Annotated in this window: 10 protein-coding genes; all 10 read right to left on the bottom strand. The window is 59.6% G+C overall.

Features of this window, described 5'->3' with window-relative positions; all coding sequences use genetic code 11:
• Positions 1-251 precede the first annotated feature (251 nt).
• The 10 genes from I4W09_RS03155 to I4W09_RS03110 all read right to left on the bottom strand — a co-directional run bounded on the left by I4W09_RS03155 (position 252) and on the right by I4W09_RS03110 (position 17,688).
• On the bottom strand, positions 252-3,065 hold the full coding sequence (locus I4W09_RS03155; protein WP_371732492.1) for a phosphoenolpyruvate carboxylase: 2,814 nt from the start codon (positions 3,063-3,065) through the stop codon (positions 252-254).
• Positions 3,066-3,323: 258 nt separating this feature from the next.
• On the bottom strand, positions 3,324-4,637 hold the full coding sequence (gene hisS / locus I4W09_RS03150; RefSeq protein ID WP_196031739.1) for a histidine--tRNA ligase: 1,314 nt from the start codon (positions 4,635-4,637) through the stop codon (positions 3,324-3,326).
• A 162-nt stretch (positions 4,638-4,799) separates the two neighbouring features.
• The gene (locus I4W09_RS03145; RefSeq protein ID WP_196031736.1) at positions 4,800-6,104 is read right to left on the bottom strand and encodes an MFS transporter; all 1,305 of its coding nucleotides are present in this window, start codon (positions 6,102-6,104) and stop codon (positions 4,800-4,802) included.
• Positions 6,105-6,226: 122 nt separating this feature from the next.
• Complete coding sequence (locus I4W09_RS03140) at positions 6,227-7,522, bottom strand: M20 family metallopeptidase (RefSeq protein ID WP_196031734.1); 1,296 nt, start codon at positions 7,520-7,522, stop codon at positions 6,227-6,229.
• A gap of 115 nt (positions 7,523-7,637) precedes the next feature.
• Positions 7,638-8,621, bottom strand: a complete 984-nt coding sequence (locus tag I4W09_RS03135; RefSeq protein WP_196031731.1) for a DMT family transporter — start codon at positions 8,619-8,621, stop codon at positions 7,638-7,640.
• Positions 8,622-8,822: 201 nt separating this feature from the next.
• Positions 8,823-11,012 (bottom strand): YhgE/Pip domain-containing protein, encoded by a 2,190-nt coding sequence (locus I4W09_RS03130; protein WP_196031728.1) that lies wholly within the window; start codon positions 11,010-11,012, stop codon positions 8,823-8,825.
• Positions 11,013-13,778: a YhgE/Pip domain-containing protein gene (locus I4W09_RS03125; RefSeq protein WP_271756717.1), complete on the bottom strand. Its 2,766-nt coding sequence runs from the start codon at positions 13,776-13,778 to the stop codon at positions 11,013-11,015.
• A 492-nt stretch (positions 13,779-14,270) separates the two neighbouring features.
• Positions 14,271-16,295: a molecular chaperone HtpG gene (gene htpG / locus I4W09_RS03120; protein ID WP_161115698.1), complete on the bottom strand. Its 2,025-nt coding sequence runs from the start codon at positions 16,293-16,295 to the stop codon at positions 14,271-14,273.
• A 202-nt stretch (positions 16,296-16,497) separates the two neighbouring features.
• The gene (locus I4W09_RS03115) at positions 16,498-16,998 is read right to left on the bottom strand and encodes a GNAT family N-acetyltransferase (protein ID WP_138114010.1); all 501 of its coding nucleotides are present in this window, start codon (positions 16,996-16,998) and stop codon (positions 16,498-16,500) included.
• 39 nt (positions 16,999-17,037) lie between these two features.
• On the bottom strand, positions 17,038-17,688 hold the full coding sequence (locus tag I4W09_RS03110; RefSeq protein ID WP_022094060.1) for a tyrosine-protein phosphatase: 651 nt from the start codon (positions 17,686-17,688) through the stop codon (positions 17,038-17,040).
• Between the last annotated feature and the right edge of the window lie 12 nt (positions 17,689-17,700).

The following is a 17,700-nucleotide window of genomic DNA, read 5'->3' as shown; positions in this document are numbered from 1 at the left end:
CAAAGGGAGCTCAAGCCCATAAGGAGGGCCTACGAGGCATGGGTCGAGGCCGGACTTCCGCTCGATTGGGACAGGCAAGCCTTCGAGGCCGAGCGCAAAATGGATTCTAAAAAACACCTTGCCAAATAGGAGCGTCAGCACGAAGCCCCCTTATCCGCAGCTCCGAAGGAGCAGGATAAGGGGGCTTCAAGTGCGAGGACGCATTCAGAGGGAAACCCGTCGGGTCCCGGTGAGAGCCACAGGGCTATCGATTACCCCGTGTTCTGCAATCCTGCCGAGACGCCGGTCACAGTCGAAAGAATCAGGCTCATGTACTCGGCCTTCTTCTCCTCGGCCATCTCGTCCTGATTCATGCGCACCTCGCGAAGGGCGCGGACCTGGGCGATGGACAGAGCGTCGACGTAGGGGTTACGCACGCGAACGGCGCAGCCGAGCACGCGACGACGCTGCAGCGGCCACTCATCACCGACGATGGCAAGGACCCACTTACGCGTGAGCTGCATCTCGGTGAAGACCTTCTCGGACAAATCATCGCGGTCGCCCAGGTGCAAATACATCTTGGCGATGCGCTGGTCGGTCTTGGCGATCGACATCTCGATGTTGTCGATAAAGGTGCGGAAGAACGGCCACTCCTGGTAGGCAGCCTTGAGCTGGTCAAGATCGCCCAGCTGCTCGCAGGCGGTGCCCAGGCCGTACCAAGCGGCCAGGTTAATGCGCGCCTGGCTCCAGCTGAAGATCCACGGAATGGTACGCAGGTCATCGAGCGACTTGGCGCCCAGGCCGCGCTTGGCGGGACGCGAGCCGATCGGCAGCAGACCGACCTCGGTCAGCGGCGTCACGGTCGAGAACCACGGTGTAAAGTCCTCGGTGTTCAGCAGGTCCAGATAACGCTCGTGGCTTGCGGTGTTGAGCTTCTCGGCCATATCCCAGAACTTCTGAGTGGTCTCGGTGTTAGTCTTCTCGACACTCGGGGCCGACTGCAAAAGCGTTGCAGCAGCAACGGACTCAACATGGCGCTGGGCCAGCGTGCGGTTGCCGTAACGGGCAAAGATGACCTCGCCCTGCTCGGTGAGCTTAAAGAAGCAGTTGACCGAACCCTTAGGCTGCGCCAGCACGGCCTTGTTGGCCGGGCCGCCGCCACGGCCCACGGCACCGCCGCGACCGTGCATGAGCACCAGGTCGATATCGTTCTTCTCTGCCCACTTGGCAATGCGCTCCTGCGCGGAATGCAGCGCGAGCATGGCCGTGGTAGGACCGGCGTCCTTGGAGGAGTCGGAATAGCCCAGCATAACCTCCATGCGGCGGTTGGTCTGGGCAAGGCGCTTTTGCACCACGGGCAGCGTAAGCATCTGATCGAGCACGTCGACGCAGCCCTCGAGGTCCTCGAGCTGCTCGAACAACGGGATCACGTCGAGCTCGGGGACATCCTCCTCGTGTGCAAAGGACAGGTGCGCCAGCTCAAAGACGTCGGCCACATGCTGAGCGCTCTTGGTAAACGAGATGATGTAGCGGTGCGCCATCTTCTTGCCGTAGCGCTTTTGGATGGAGCCGATAGCGCGGAAGGTATCGATGACCTCGCGCGTCATGGGCTGCAGGTCGCCATGGATACCGTTCTCGTGGATATCCTTAAGGGCGCGGGCATGCACCACAGAGTGCTGACGGAACTCCATCTCGACCATATGGAAGCCGAAGGACTCGACCTGCCAGATGATGGTTTGGACCGGGCCGTAGGCAGCACGGACGGCACCGCAGGCGGCCAGCGAACGCTGGACGACGCGCAGGTCCTCCAGGAACTCATCGGCGCTGTGGTACATGGTGTCGGTGATACGACGGACGGTGGCGTTCAGGCGGTCGGCCATGACGAGCATGACGGCGCGATGCGGCTCGTGCTCGGAGATCAGCTCGGCGCGGGCCGTGTAACGAGGGCTCATCTCGACCTGATGGTTCCACAGGTTAATGAGCTCGGCAGACGGCTTGCTGTAGGTGGCCTCGAGCGTGAGGTTGCGGCCGATGCGGCGGCACTTGTCCTCGAGCTTGAGCACCATGTGAGTGAAGTACTTGGCGGCGACTTCGCGGCTCACCTTGGCGGTGACGTTGGGGTTACCGTCGCGGTCGGAGCCGATCCAGCTGCCGGGATGGAAGAACGCCGGGCACAGCGGCGGCACGGTACCGGCCTTGTCGCCCAGCACCCAGTCGTCAAAGCGACGATAGATGACGGGGATGACGTCGAACAGCGTGTTATCGAAGATGTCGATGATGGTATCGGCTTCCTCGACCGGCGTGGGCTTCTTGAGCGCGATGGGGCTCGTACGCACCAGGGCGTCGATCTCCTGCAGCATATGGCGCTCGTTCTCCACCAGGTCGGAGCCGCCCAGACGCGGACGCTCCTCCAGCAGGTTGGAGATACGGCGAATCTTGCCCTCGACGGCCTTACGACGGGCCTCGGTGGGATGTGCGGTAAAGACAGGGTGGAACTCGAGCTTGCCGAGCAGCTCATTGGCACCCTCGACGCCCATCTCGTTTACCAACTGGTGATAGGCGACGGTGAGTTCGTTGGCGGGATCGACCTCGGTATCGGTCGATGCGCCGGCCTCGCGCTCGCGCAGCTGCGCCACACGGTAGTTCTCCTCCGACAGGTTTGCCAAGTGGAAGAAGCTCGTAAAGGCGCGAACGATGACCTGCTGCTTATCAAGCGGCAGGCTGTCAATCAAATCGACGACTTCGCGAAACGCCACGGCGGTGGGCTCGTCGGCAGTGGGCACGCCCTGTTCGTCAACGGACTCGTCGGCAGCGCGGCTACCGGGGTTGCCAGCATTGGCCACAATCTCGGCTGTCAAAATCTTGTCGAACAGGTCCGCGATCTCGGGATCATACTCGCTAAGCACACGACGTTCCAGGCGCAGGAACAGCGCCAGATTATCGCGCAGCTCCTCGGGGATCTCGATCTCGGCGAGACGCTCCCTGGACTCGGCATTCGAGCCGATTCGGTTAACGAGGCGGTTGACCACGGCAGCGACGCGCGCCGCGGCTTCGGGTACAGACTGGTTGCTTAGGTTCTCAGCCACGTTTCCTCCCATTCCTCCTTCTATGCACGTAACATGCGGTATTCATTATAGGCGCTTGAGAAATACTTTCGACATTGATTGCGCTTTACCACACAAAAGTATTTTCTGCATTGCAAGGGTTTTTGCCCCAAATGGTCGTATTTCTCGGTGGGCGGCATATGCAAACGAGGGCATTCCGCATAAATGCGAAACACCCCCGTAACAATAGCTCGTCGCGAGCGGGACATGTTAGCGGGTCCGCAGCTCAAAAATCATGCGCTACAGACGCTCGCGAACCGCCTCGACGACGTTGGCCAGATCGGCAAGAACCTCTTCGTGGCTCTCCATGTCGCGCACCTTGACCTTGCCGGCGGCAAGCTCGTCGCCGCCCAGGACCAGGATGAGCTTGGCGCCCACCTTATCGGCCTGCTTAAACTGGGCTTTGAGCGAACGGCCCTGATAGTCGGCCTCGGTCACGATGCCTGCGGCGCGAAGCTCCTGCGTAATGGCAAAGACGTTCTGGCGCAGCTCCTTGCCTGCGTTGGCGACATAGACGCACGGGGCCTCCTCGGCACCCAGATCGCTGCCAAAGGCCTGCAGGGCCAGCAGGGCGCGCTCAAAACCGACGGCAAAGCCGACGCCTGCCGTGGGCTTGCCACCCTCGAGCTCGACCAGGCCGTCGTAGCGGCCGCCGCCGCCGATGGAGCCGACGCCGGCGCCAGGGGCCTCGACCTCAAAGACAGTACGGGTGTAGTAGTCCAGGCCGCGCACCAAGGTGGGATCCTCGACATACTCGATACCGGCGGTATCCAAATAGCGCTTGACCTGCTCGTAGTGCTCGCGGCACTCGTCGCACAGGTTGTCGCCCATCAGCGGGGCGTCGGCCATGATCTCACGGCAATGGTCGTTCTTGCAGTCGAAGGCGCGCAGCGGGTTGAGCTCGGCGCGCTCGCGGCACTCGTCACACATCTCGTCTGCGTGATCGAGGATGAACTGCTTGACCTGCTCGCGGTAAGCCGGACGGCACTGGGCGTCACCCATCGAGTTGATGAGCAGACGAAGCTTGGAAAGATCGAAGCCCAGGCGCTTGTAGAACTCCATGAGCATGATGATGCACTCGGCGTCTGCCGCCGGATCGGGAGCGCCGAGCCACTCGATGCCCACCTGGTGGAACTGGCGCAGGCGGCCCTTCTGGGGACGCTCGCCGCGGAACATGGCCTCGGCGTAGTAAGCCTTAAACGGCGTGGAGCCCTGGGGCACCAGATTGTTCTCGACGACGGCGCGCACCACGCCGGCCGTGCCCTCGGGGCGAAGTGCCAGGCGCTGCTTGGGCTTGAGTTTGGTGTCGGTGCCCTCGGTAAAGACGCGCTCCAGGTTGGCACCGCTGAACACGCGGAACATTTCCTTGCGCACGACGTCGGTCGACTGGCCGATACCGTGGACAAACACGTCAACCTGCTCGATCGCGGGCGTCTCGATGGGTTTAAAACCAAACGGCTCGAACACGCCGGCCGCAATCTGCTGCATCTTTTGCCAGGCGCGCATCTCGGCGCCGATAAGGTCGCGGGTTCCCTCCGCCTTCTGTGCCTGCATGGGCAAACACCTTTCTTTTGTATCGCGTCATAGGTAGTGGACATTATACGGCACAAAGCAGCAACGCGGCGGCGCGCCTGACCGAACGAGGGTATGGGGACTCGTTCGGCCAGACGCGCCGCCGCGGACGAAGCGGACAAGCGGCGATGCGCTTTGGCCTACCTACTCCCCCGCCACGCTCGCGCGCAGCTTGGCGGCGATGGGCTCGGATGCCAGCAGGAACACGAGCATGACCACGGAGCACGCCAGGCACACAATCCAGGCGCTCGCAAAGGAGCCCGTGGCATCGAACAGCACGCCCGAGACAATAGCGCCCACGGTGCCGCCGACCATCTCGAGCGAGGTAATGGTGCCCGTGACCTTGCCGAGGTCGGCCATGCCAAACTGCTTGGACGCGGCAATGGTAGGCGTGATAGTGCCCATGCACGTTCCGACACCAAAGCTCACGGCAGCCACGATGGGACCAAGATCGGTCGCGGGGAAGCACAGGGCGACGCAGGCGATAATGCACGCAATGGAGCCAAGGATATTGCCAAAGCGCAGACCAAAGCGGTCATAGATCGCACCGAGCGAAATCTTGGCGATAACGACGGTGACCATGTAGGCCGAAAGCACGGTACCTGCCCACATGGGATCGTGGCCGCCCGTGACGATCTTGGCGCCGTTGACGGTAACACTCGTCATGTTGGTGACCTGGTTGGGCAAGATGGCGCCGTTAACGAGACCCATAAAGAGGAAGGCGACGACGAGCAGCCAAAACGCCGGGCTCTTCTTGATACGAGACCAGCCGACGCTAACCTCGGGCGCCGTGTGCTCGTCCTTGTCGCCAGCCGTCGAGACGGACGGATCGCCCGGGTTCTCGCCGAGCGGCTTAAGGCCGATCTCGGAAGGCTTGGTGCGGAAGGAGTAAGCCGTGATGGGCAGTGCCGCCACCATGCAGACGGCAGCGAGTACCAGGAACGCAGAGCGCCAGCCCACACTCACGATAAGAGAGCTCACGATCGGCGAGAGAATGGCGCCGCCAAAGCCCGAACCCGAAAGTGCGATGGAAATGGCAAGGCCGCGCTTGGCCGTAAACCAGTTGGCGGTCACAAGGCTGATGAGCAGGCGGGTCGAGGCCACAGCGAAGCAGCCCGAAACGGCAAAGAGCACGTAGACCTGCCACAGCTCACCGACAAAGCTCATGCCAGCAAGCACCGCCGAGGTAGCGATAACGGTGAGCGAGCCCAATACGCGGCCACTCACCTTATCGGCAACATGGCCGATAACGAGCGAACCCACGACGCTCACTACGGTGGAGATGGCATTGGAGATGTTGTACTGCGCAAGGGAAATGCCCAGGTCGCTGACGATCAGCGGCTGGAATAGGCTCATGCAGTTGACGAAAATCGTGTAGCACGTGGCCATGATCACGAAGCCGGAGGCCACCACGAGCCAGCCGGGGAAGAACTTACGCTGCTGGGGCATACTGCTCCTTATTTAACAAACGAATAGCCGGCGCAGGGGCCGGTAGTGCCCAAGATTGCCTTGAAAGACAAGGGCATAGGCCTTACGGCCATGCCCGCAGGCTTGAAAGGCAAGGTTGGGTGCTACCGGTGGTCGGCGATATAGCCCAAAGCGACGGCGGTATAGGCCGCGGCGCCGAGCGGCAGCTCGGCATCGTTAAAACGTGCCTTGGGATGGTGCTGGGCAAAGCGTTCGTCCGTGTCGGTTACGGCCGCGCCCACGGTAAAGTACGCACTCGGAATCTCGCTCGAGATAAGCGCAAAGTCCTCACTCGCCATGGCATGGAAAAGCGGCAAGAAAGCCGCCTTGGGCAGCACTGCGCCCACGTAGCCAAGCGACGCCTGAGTCATATCGCTGTCGAGTACAAGCGGCGGAACATCCGAAAGCGTCTCGATGGTCGCCGGCGTACGATATGTTGCGGCAACGCCGTTAACGACCTCCGCGATGCGGGTCTTTAGGTGAGCTATGAGCTCGACATCGAAGCCACGCAGCGTTCCCTCGAGCACGCAGGTGTCGGGGATGACGTTGGCCGCCAAGCCGCTAGCAAACTTACCAACGGTAAGTGCGACTTCCTTGGCCGCCGGCACCTCGCGGGAGATGAGCTCCTGGAGCGCCAGGTGCACATGGACGCCGGCCGTAATGGGGTCGATGCAGATCTCGGGGCTGGAACCGTGGCCGCCCTTGCCCTGGAGCGTGATGCGGAAACCGTACACGCCCGAGAGCGCCGGGCTGCCGTAGAGCACCAGGCCAAGCGGCGACTGGCTGTTGACATGCATGGCGAAGGCCGCCTGAGGGCGCGGGTTCTGCAGCAGACCGTCGGCGATGGCGGCGCGGGCACCCTCAAAGGTTTCCTCGCCCGGCTGGAACAGCAACTTAACCGTAGCCTTGGCATCAACAAGCTCTGCCTCGCGCGCTTTGAGCATACGAGCCGCACCAAGCAGCGCCGTCGCGTGCATATCGTGACCGCAAGCGTGCATGCAGCCGTTGGTGGATGCAAAGGGCTCGCCGGATTCCTCGGCAACGGGCAGGGCGTCCATGTCGCCACGCAGCATGATGACCGTACCGGCCTGCTCATTCGTGCAGATGCCATTGCCTTGGGCCGCGGCGGCACCGGCGCCGACAAGGCCCACAACGCAGGAACCATCGACGAGCGTAGCAAATGGGATGTCCATCTCGGTCAGGCGCGCTTGGATATACGTAGAGGTCTGCGGGAGGCTATTACCCAGCTCGGGCATCTGATGTAAATCGTGTCGCCACGCAGCGAGCTCGTCTGCAAAAGCCTGAGCTTCTGCAACAAGACCGTCACCGATAGCGGTCTGCGCCGCCGCGGTGGCCTTGGGCGCTGATTGCGGTTGAAGATCGGACAGTGCTGGTGCCATAGATGCCCTACAGTAACGTTTTTGCAGCAAGCACTTTGATAGCGTAAAGTGCAAGGTACTACTTTAAGGGCGACGCATAAAAAATGCCGCCCCGGGAGGCGGCGCAACAAATTGTTTACAATTGCGGACGCGGCTTTCGACGCAAAAAATCGAAATGCGTCTCGCTCAAGATAATCGAAAGAAAGATGAGCGCGAAGCCGGCGAGCAGGCGCGAGGTGAGCGCCTCCCCCATCAGCAGCACCGAGAACAGCACACCCGAAGGCGACTCCATCGAAAGGAGCAGCGAGCCCGCTGAGGCCGGGACATGCGCCAGGCCGACGTTTTGGATGAGCAGAGCCACACACGTACAGCCCACCGATAGAAACGCCATCGCGCTGATAAAGCTCGGCGTCCACACGGACAGAGGCGCTTGGGTCTCGAATAGCAGCGACGTTGCCAGGCTCAGCACGCCGTTGCCCACAAACATCCAAAACGTGATGACGTTGATGTCCATTTTGCGACCGTACTTGGCAGTCACCGCCATCTGGATGGCGAAAAAGACCGCACCCGCCAGCGTAATGACATCACCGATGTTGAATTCAACGCTATCGAGCGCCACCAAGCCAATGCCCGCCAAGCACAGCAGCGCCGCGCCCAGGTTATAGCGGGTGAGTTTTTCGCCGCTCAGAAAATAGCTCGCGAACGGCACAACGATGCAATACGTGCCCGTCAAAAAAGCATTCTTGCCCGCCGTGGTGTGCGCCAGACCGACTGTCTGCAGGGCGTAGGCGGCCCACATAAGTGCGCCCATGCCAAGTCCGACGATAAGGTTGCGGGCGTTGAGGTGCGCGATGATGCGCTTGTGGAAGATGAAAAACATGACCAACGCCGCAGGCAGAAAGCGCACGTAGAGCAGTTCGAACACCGGAATGGTGTCGAGCGCGTCCTTCATGGTCGTAAAGGAGTAGCCCCAGACGACTGCCACCGAAAGCAGCAGGACTTTCCAGAACAGCGGCGAGCGAGCGCCGGCGCCGCGGGAGGTGCCGCCCGCGCCCAGGTCCTCGCGAGCAACAGGGCTATCGGGCATCATTTCGATATTGTCAGTGGCATGCTGGGCCATAGGGCATCCTCGCGCTCAATCTGGGCGTGGTGTCCGCACGCGCATGGCTGCGTGCCGCCTCATGGTCAAATAAAAGCAGGGCGCACCGGACCCCCGGCACGCCCCGCTACTGTAGCAACAACCAAGCAGCCCGTGCAATTCACTACGCTAAAGCATCGGGTTGGAAGATCTCGATGTTCCGACGGCGTTTACGTTGCTGAACTAAATCAATTTGGTTGACTCCAGTTTTTCGATGATCCAGTCGTTGGCTTTGATGACCGGGCGGCGGAAGACGACGCCCAGTGCCAGCGACGGAATCAGATAGCTCGCCAGAATGCCTAGCTCAATCCAGTACTCCATGTGGTACGCACCGGCCATGGCGGCATGCATGGCGTTGATGCCGTGGGTGAACGGCAGGAACGGATAGATCGCCTGGAACACGGGGCCGGTCATCTCGATGGGGAACGTGCCGCCCGAACCGCCGACCTGCATGACCAGCAGCACGACGGCGAGCGCCTTGCCGATATCGCCAAACGAAACCGTAAGCGTGTAGACGATATTGGAGAACACGAGACTCGCGACCCAGCCCGCCAGCACAAACTGCAGCGGGTCGTCGCACTGGATGCCAAAGAACAGGATGTCGCCCGCACACACGAGCGTTGCCTGCAGCAGGGCCAGACCGCCAAAGAACAGGTAGCGGCCCAGGTAGATCTCGTGCAGGCGCACGGGGATGAGCTCGTTGATAAGCTCATCGTCAACCGAGACCTTCATCATGGCCGCCAGCACAATCGAGCCCACCCAGAGCGACAGAATCGTGTAGAACGGTGCCATGGCCGAACCGTAGTTGCGGATCGGATAGACCGGCTTGCGATCGAGCGCGACGGGGCCGGAAAGCGACACGGCCAGACCCTCGGGATCATTGCCGATCATCGTCTTGATCGTAGCGAGGTCATCCGACATCAAGGCGCCGTCGAGCTCGTCCTTAAACGCACTGATCTTGTCCGACGCCTCGCCCAGCTGATCAGAAGCCTTGTTGACCAGCTTTGCAGCTTTGGAGAGGCCCTTTGCCAGCGAACCGGATGCGTCGGTCAGGCCAGCAACAGCACTATCCAGATCGTTCGAAATACCGTTCAGCGAATCCAAAACGCCCGAGATGGTCTTCTTGAGCTCCTTTGCCTTGGCCGAAAACGTAGAGTCGTAGTCAGTCTTGGCGCCCGAGATACCAGCCTTGGCATCCGCGATTGCCTGATCGACCTCGGCACGCGACTTATTAACCTCTGCCATGCTGTCAGAGAGAGACTTCGCGGTGGCCGTCAAGTCCTTGGCGTTGTTGCGATACTCCACAGCAATCCTGCTCAGCGATGTTGCCACAGACTTGAGGCTGTCCTGGAGTTTTTCGTCAGTCACCTGATCGGCAAAGCCGCGGAGCTGGTCGGCCGTGGCGTCGATATCGTCGGCACGCGTGTTGAGCGCCGCCGCGGCATCGTTGAGCTGGGACACTGTAAGGTCGACATGTTGATTCGCGGCATCAAATGCCTTCGCAAGCTCGGCGGACACGTTGTCAAACGAGCCCGCGCTTCCGTCAATCGCGGCATTGATGGCGTCGTTGGCGTCCTTCAGCGCTTCCTTGGAATCGCTAATACCGCTCTTGACATGCTCCATCAGCTGCTTCGTTGACTCATCGACCGTGCCCGTCTGCTTGAGCATGCCGCTCGCCGACGTCAGCGAATCGGACGTGGAGCTCAAAATGCCCGCCAGCGACGAAGCATTTGCCCGAACGTCTCGCAGGTCCTCAATCGAATCGCCGAGCGTCGAGGACAGGTTGGCGATAAAGTTACCCACCTGGTCGGTGCTCATGTAATCGAGCAGGCTGGACACCGTCTTAAGACCGATCGTCATAATGGTCTCGGTAAAAGTTTTGTTAACCTGGCTCTGGACGGCGCTCGAACCCTTCTCGGTCACGATCTGCGCAATGGCGTTGGCCTTCTGATTCTCGTAGAACTCGATATCGGCATGCTTCACGTCGGTCGAGAAAAGCGTCATCATGTCAGCGCTAAACGTTTTGGGGATAACGACGGCAGCATAGTACGCGCCCGACTTAACGCCCTCGATAGCCTTTTCGCGATTGTTGAGCACAACCCAATCGAAGCTCTCGTTGCCGCGTAGGGTGGCGGTCACGTTTTCGCCCACGTTAACCTCGACGGGGATCAAATCGCTCTCGTAACCCTCATCGGTGTTGACCACGGCGATCTTAAGATTGCCGGTGTTGCCGTACGGATCCCAGCTGCCGGCGATGTTAAACCACGCGTACAGACACGGTACGATAATGAGGCCCATCACGACAACCAAGCCGATCACGGAGCGAGACACGTTTTGGACATCGCGCTTAAACAGATGCAGGATGTTCTTCATTTATGCCTCACCTCCTTTGGAGTGCTTGCCAAGCGCGGTGGTATCTCCATCATTTGTGGCTGTGCTGTCGCTGCCCTGAGATTTATGGTGCGAGCCGATATGCGGCAAGCGGCCCGTGGACTGATCGCCGCCCTTGGCACCACGCTCGCTGGCGTTGAGGCCAAACATGTGGCGGGCGGCAGGAATGGCGGCCGTGTGTTCGCGCATCTCGCGACGCAGGTCCTCATCCGAAAGCGCCGAGATGCGCATCTGGGTATTGAGGCTCGCTCGGATATATTCGATATTGATAAGCCAGCCGCAGATGGCAATAACCGAGATGATCCAAATGACAAGCAGGATGATCTTGCCGTTATTGTCGATATCGAGAACCGTCGACAGGACAAAGAGCAGGACCTGAACGCCCACCACGGCGGCAAAACCGCCCTTGATGTAGTACGGGTAGCGATGTTCAAAGGCGACCGCATGATCGAGCAGTTCGCGACGGTACGAATCGGAATCGAGCATGACGCGCATGGCCGTGCGCAGCGAGTAGCGCTGGCGCGGCAGGTCGTTGGACTCGCAAATCATCATACCGGTCGTGGAGAGCTGTTTATCAAAGAGCAGGTTAAGGTTGAGCAGCAGCGGACGCAGCTGCAGGCCGATAAAGAGCGCCACGATCAAGAACACGCCCAGAATGCACAGGTTAAACAGGTAGTTGAACGAATACATGCCGCCGACCGTCTCGCGCAGCAGATTGATGCCGTAGGTAAAGGGCAGCAGCGGGTGCAGCCACTGGAAGAAGCCGGGCATCATCTCGATGGGGTACATGCCCGACGAACCCGGGATCTGCACGATGACGAGAATGACGCCGATAGCCTTGCCGATATGCTTAAACGTGGTGGACAGCGCATAGATGATATTGACGTAGGTGAACGAAATGGCGATGCCGCCCAGCACGAACAGCAGCGGGCTGACGCACTGCACGCCAATCACCAGATCGCCTACCGTAACGATGATGGCCTGCAACGCGCCCAGGATCACCATGAGCAACCAGCGGCCAAAGTAGCCTTGGCGCGCCGTAAAGCTGCCAACACCTTCACGGTCGACCTCGAGCTTGTAAATGGCGATGAGCACATAGCCGCCCACCCAAAGCGCCAGATTGGTGTAGAAGGGAGCGATGCCCGAGCCAAAGCTCTTGACCGGATAGATTGGCTTGGACGTCAACTCAACCGGAGACGCCATGAAATCTGCCACGTCATTGACATCGACGCCCATCAGATCGGCCAGCTCGCCCATGGACTCGGAGGTCTGCAGCGCCGCGATGTCATTGGCGGCGGTTGCAAGCTTGTCCTGGACCTTGGCAAGCGAGGAATCGGTCTGGGACAGCGTGGTCTTGGCCTGGCCGAGCGTAGCGCTAAGCTGCGCCAACGTGCCGCGCGCATTTGCAAGTGTAGGTGTCATACCCGAGACGATACCGGTCAGGTCGACCGAAACGGCAGCAAAAGAGTCGAGCGCGCTCGAGGCCTTCGGCAGCGCGTTTTGGCCCAAGTCCGTCTGGGCTTGGCCAAGGTTGGTCGCACCGGTATGAATTGCGTTATTGATAGCGTCACTGGCACCCGAAACAGCCGCTGCGTCATTCGCCATGGCGCTCGACTGCGCGGACAGACCGTCCTTGATGCTCTGAAGCTTTTCATTCTGCTCTCGAAGCAAATCGATGGTCGATACAATGCGCGCGTCAATTTCCTCGGAACCTGTCGACGTGTCATTGGCGAGAATCTCCAAGTGCCCGATAACGGCCTTATTGTGGTCGATCGTCGCTTGAAGAGACTCGAGCGAGTTGTCGATACGGGTGGTCGTAGATGTGACCGCGCCCGTCAGCTTGCCGATGGCAGCGTTCGCAGAGGCCGACGTCTTGGTGAGCGCAAGGCTGCCTTCCGAGAGCGCCTTGGAGAGCGAGGTGATGGAGTTGCCCGCCGTGGTGCGAGCTTCGCTCAGCAGATCGTTGCCCTGGGAGATCGCCTGCGTCAGCGACGGTGCCTGGCCTTGCAAGCCGGCAAGTGCCGCATCAGCCGAGGCGATAGCGCCACTCGTCTTATCGATGGCGGCATTCATATCGCCAATCGAATCGCGCACCTCGCCCAAGGTGTCGGACGCCTCGGACACCGAACTTGCCAGCGAGTCCTGAGTCTGGGTTGCCTTGTCCTTTAAATCGACACCGGCATCCTTGGCGATACCGGCAACAGTCTTGCCTACCGTAGAGACAAATTCCGAGTTGATCTGCTCCTCGATGGTGTTTGCACCGGTATCGGTAACCTTGGGCGCAATGGCGCTCTTCTTCTCATTGACGTAGTACGTGAGCTTGGGCTGATGGTAGTTGCCGTCGAGCATCGAAACCAGGTTATCCGAGAAGTTCTTGGGAATCACGATAGCGGCATAGTACTCGCCGCTCTCGACGCCCTCCTTGGCATCGGCCGTCGAGTCGACGAACGTCCAGCCCAGCTGATCGTTCTCCTTGAGCTGATCGACGACCTGATCGCCCGCGTTGAGCTCGCCCACCAGGTCGTTTTGGGTGCCCCGATCGTTGTTGGCGATGGCAATCTTGATGCCCTGGGTGTTTCCGTACGGATCCCAGTTGGCCACGATGTTGTACCAGGCATACAGCGAGGGAATAACGCACACGCCAAGGGTAACCACCAAGGCGACGGGGTTCACAAGCAGTCGCTTAATGTCGCGCTTAAATATCGCAAAGGAGACCTTTGCATTGGATAGTTTGCTGCCGAGACTCACGCTTGGACCATCCATCCTGTCGTTGAATCGAATCGTACTATCGATAACCATTGTACGTAAGCGCTTTAGCGTCTCAGAGCACAATGGTATTGAGTTTTGCGGGTAGCAATATACTACGAAGACGAATTAACGTACAGTTGTACAGTATCTTTAATTTCAGCAGGTCACAAAACCACAACCCGCACAAATTAGCAATTCAAATAGTCATCGGGGACGTTCTTAAACGACTGGTCAAACAAGAACGCCCCCAACGACTAGTTTGGACCACGGTAACATCGATGTTTTAGCAATGCCAGCGAGCGGGCGCCAGAGCGAACAAATTGGCATGAAAAGAGGACGGCATAGACCTTCTGGTCATGCCGTCCTCTTTGAATGACAAGTTGTCGCTCTGGCGCCCGCGCAGCGTCGACTGGTCCGCCGTTCGTTAGAACGGCGGAACTGAGGGCAGCGTCGAGCCGTTACGCGGTTTGGTAAAACCGCGTAAATACCTAACTACATCAAGTTGCAAACAGCTGCTGCGAAGGCAACGGGGTCCTCGGGCAGAATGCCCTCGACCAGCAGGGCCTGGTCATAGAGCAAACCGGAGTACTGCTTGATCTTGTCGGCGTCGCCCGCCTTCTGAGCGGCGACGAGCTTGGAAAAGACCGGGTGCTTGGCGTTGAGCTCGAGCACGCGCTGGCTCTTGGGCATACCGTCGGGCGCGCCCTCGGGACCCTTCTGGAGCACCTTCTCCATCTCGAGCGAAAGCGGGCCCTCGGTGGTGATGCACGCGGGAGCATCGGTCAGGCGCGCAGAGACGGCAACCTTCTCGACCTTGTCGCCGAGTGCCTCCTTCATGGCGTTAAAGAGGTCCTCGTTCTCCTTGGTGGCGTCCTCGGCCTCCTTTTTCTCGTCCTCGGTCGCCAGGTCAAGATCACCGGTTGCGACGTTCTTGAGCTCCAGGTGACGATCCTCAACCTCGGGCTCGGCACCATCGGCCACGGCCTTCTCGGCAGCCTCGCGGGCGGCATCGTCCTCGTAGATCTTGGGCATATCGGCGGCAACGTACTCACGCATAGCCTGGAACGTGAACTCATCCACATCCTGCGTCAGCAGCAGCACGTCATAGCCGCGGTCGAGCACGCCCTTTACCACGGGCATCTTGGCCAAGCGCTCACGCGAGTCGCCGGCGGCGTAGTAGATGGCCTTCTGATCCTCGGGCATGCCCTTGGCATACTCGGCCAGGGTAATCATCTTCTGTTCCTTGGCAGACCAGAACAGCAACAGGTCGGCGAGCTCATCGGCCTTCATGCCATAGCTCGAGTAGATGCCGTACTTAAGACCGCGGCCAAAGTTCTCAAAGAACTTCTCGTAGGCCTCGCGGTCGTTGTCACGCATATCCTCAAGGTCGGCGGTAATCTTCTTTTCCACACGCTTGGCGATGGCCTTGAGCTGACGGTTCTGCTGCAGCGTCTCGCGCGAGATGTTGAGCGACACGTCGGCGGAATCCACGACGCCGCGGACAAAGTTGTAGTAGTCGGGCAGCAGGTCGTCGCACTTCTCCATGATCAGGACGTTGGAGCTGTAGAGCGCCAGACCCTTCTCGTAGTCCTTGCTGTACAGATCGAACGGCGCGCGTCCCGGCACAAACAGCAGGGCGTCATACTCGAGCGTGCCCTCGGCGTGGAAGCTGATGGTGCGCGCAGGATCGTCAAAGTCGTGGAACGTGGACTTGTAGAACTCGTCGTAGTCCTTCTGCTCGACATCGGAGCTGCGCTTCTTCCAGATCGGTGTCATGGAATTGACGGTCTCGAGCTCCTGATAGTCCTCGTACTCGGGCTTGTAATCGTCGCCGGCGTCCTCGGGCTTGGGTTTCTGGCGGCTCTTGGACACCATCATCTGAATCGGGTAGCGCACATAGTTGCTGTACTGCTGAATCAGGCTCTTGAGACCCCACTCGGTCAGGAAGCGATCGTAGGTCTCGGCCTCGCCGTCGGCATCGAGCTTCTCGTTCTCGCGCAGCGTCAGGATGACATCGGTACCGTGCTCGGCGCGCTCACCGTCCTCGATGGTGTAGCCCTCAAGACCGTCGGATTCCCACACATGGGCGACATCCTCGCCATAGGCGCGGCTGACGACCTTCACATGGCTGGCAACCATAAAGGCAGAGTAGAAGCCCACGCCAAACTGGCCGATGATGTCGACATCGGAGCCCTGCTGCTCGGCGTTCTCGGTCTTAAACTCCTCGGAGCCGGAATGGGCGATGGTGCCCAGATTGCGCTCGAGCTCCTCGGCGGTCATGCCAATGCCGTTATCCGAGATGGTAATGGTGCGGGCGTCTTTATCAAAGGAGACGCGAATGGCCAGGTCGCCCTGGTTGATCTTGACGCTCGGATCCTGCAGGCTCTTAAAGTTGAGCTTGTCGACGGCGTCGCTCGCGTTAGAGATAAGCTCGCGCAGGAAGATTTCCTTATTGGTGTAGATGGAGTTGATCATGAGGTCGAGCAGTTTTTTGCTCTCGGTCTTAAATTGACGCATGTGCAGTCCTTTCGCGCTACCCCCGTCCGCAAAAACGGCCCGGTTGCCCGAGCCGCATCGCAGACCTGCTATGTTCAGACTTAGATTTTATAACCCAATAGCGCGCATATATACATACGGAATCGAAAAACTGTATGTCCGAGCGCTCCAATGCGTCAATTGCCAAGGAGTGTCCCCAGCTGCCGGCAGAAAAGGAACGTCCCTATCTGCCATCTACGCGCTTGGCCATCCAGACATGGGGCTGGCCCTCGTCTTCGTAATCTACCGGGGCAATTTGCGTGTAGCCCGCCTTTGCATAGAGCGGCAACACGTATTCCTGCGCATGCAGCTTAATAAGCTTAGCGCCGGCATCGCGTGCACACGAAGCACTGGCCTCGACGATCGCACTCGCCAGTCCGCGACGACGCATAGCCGGCAGCACGGCGACGCGCCCCATAATGTAGGCCTCCCCCGCCGCAACGCCTTCGTCCATGTCGCATGCCGGCAACACCGGGGCCTCTGCGTCAGCCACGCGCTCAAGCTCCTCGGGAAACACGCGCGAGCAACCGGCAAGCTCGCCGTCTACATAGAGCGTCACATGAATGCAGTTCTGATCCTCGTCGATAGCGTCGAACTCATTCTCGTAGCCCTGCTCGTCCATAAAAACGACGCGGCGCACCAACGCCGCGTCATCAAAGCATCCCGTCTTAAGTTGGATATCCATGGCTGCCCTTTCATTCAATGCGAACGTTAGGGACAGATATTAGCGAAAATGAGCTCCGCGCACGCTAAACTTCGCGCGAGCCTTCGCCAGGCAGTCGTAATGACCCACGTTATGGGCATCGCTCGCGATGAAGCTGTACAGGTTCTGATCGAACAGGCGCTGTGCCGGCTTTTTCTCGCGACCAAAGCGACCGCCGGCAATAAAGTCCGCCGAAGCCTGCAGCTTGCAGCCCATATCGACCAGACGCTCCGCCACGCTTACATCCTTTTGAACCGCACGATAGCGCTCAGGATGAGCGATGATCACCTGGTAGCCACGGCACTGCAAATCGTAAATCGTGTTCTCGTACTCTCTAAACGCATACGCATCGGCATGCGTCGAAAGCTCGAGCAGAAACTCGTTGGTCCCATCGAAATGCAAGTGCTCCGCGGCATCGATACCAAGCTCAACGAGCTTTCGATGGTTGACCTCGAAGCCCATCTGGAGCGGAAAACCGTCAGCGTTATCACGCAGCAGCTCAAAGGCATCCCACATCTTGTCGTAATCAAAATAGGGATCACGGCAGTGAGGAGTGCAAACGATTCTGGTTACACCGGCCCGCTTGGCAGCCTCGAGCATCGCCAAGCTCTCATCGAGATCGGCGGCGCCGTCGTCTACACCCGGCAAGATATGGCAATGAATGTCACGCATAGGTCAGCCTTA

It is taken from the genome of Collinsella aerofaciens (assembly GCF_015670795.1).
Lineage (GTDB): Bacteria > Actinomycetota > Coriobacteriia > Coriobacteriales > Coriobacteriaceae > Collinsella > Collinsella aerofaciens_Q.
This window is presented reverse-complemented; position numbering and strand designations above follow the sequence as displayed.

Excerpts from the sequence above, each read along its gene's own strand:
- I4W09_RS03135 (WP_196031731.1), bottom strand. The coding sequence starts at position 8,621 with ATGGCCCAGCATGCCACTGACAATATCGAAATGATGCCCGATAGCCCT.
- I4W09_RS03130 (WP_196031728.1), bottom strand. The coding sequence starts at position 11,012 with ATGAAGAACATCCTGCATCTGTTTAAGCGCGATGTCCAAAACGTGTCT.
- I4W09_RS03140 (WP_196031734.1), bottom strand. The coding sequence starts at position 7,522 with ATGGCACCAGCACTGTCCGATCTTCAACCGCAATCAGCGCCCAAGGCC.
- htpG (WP_161115698.1), bottom strand. The coding sequence starts at position 16,295 with ATGCGTCAATTTAAGACCGAGAGCAAAAAACTGCTCGACCTCATGATC.
- I4W09_RS03115 (WP_138114010.1), bottom strand. The coding sequence starts at position 16,998 with ATGGATATCCAACTTAAGACGGGATGCTTTGATGACGCGGCGTTGGTG.
- I4W09_RS03145 (WP_196031736.1), bottom strand. The coding sequence starts at position 6,104 with ATGCCCCAGCAGCGTAAGTTCTTCCCCGGCTGGCTCGTGGTGGCCTCC.
- hisS (WP_196031739.1), bottom strand. The coding sequence starts at position 4,637 with ATGCAGGCACAGAAGGCGGAGGGAACCCGCGACCTTATCGGCGCCGAG.
- I4W09_RS03110 (WP_022094060.1), bottom strand. The coding sequence starts at position 17,688 with ATGCGTGACATTCATTGCCATATCTTGCCGGGTGTAGACGACGGCGCC.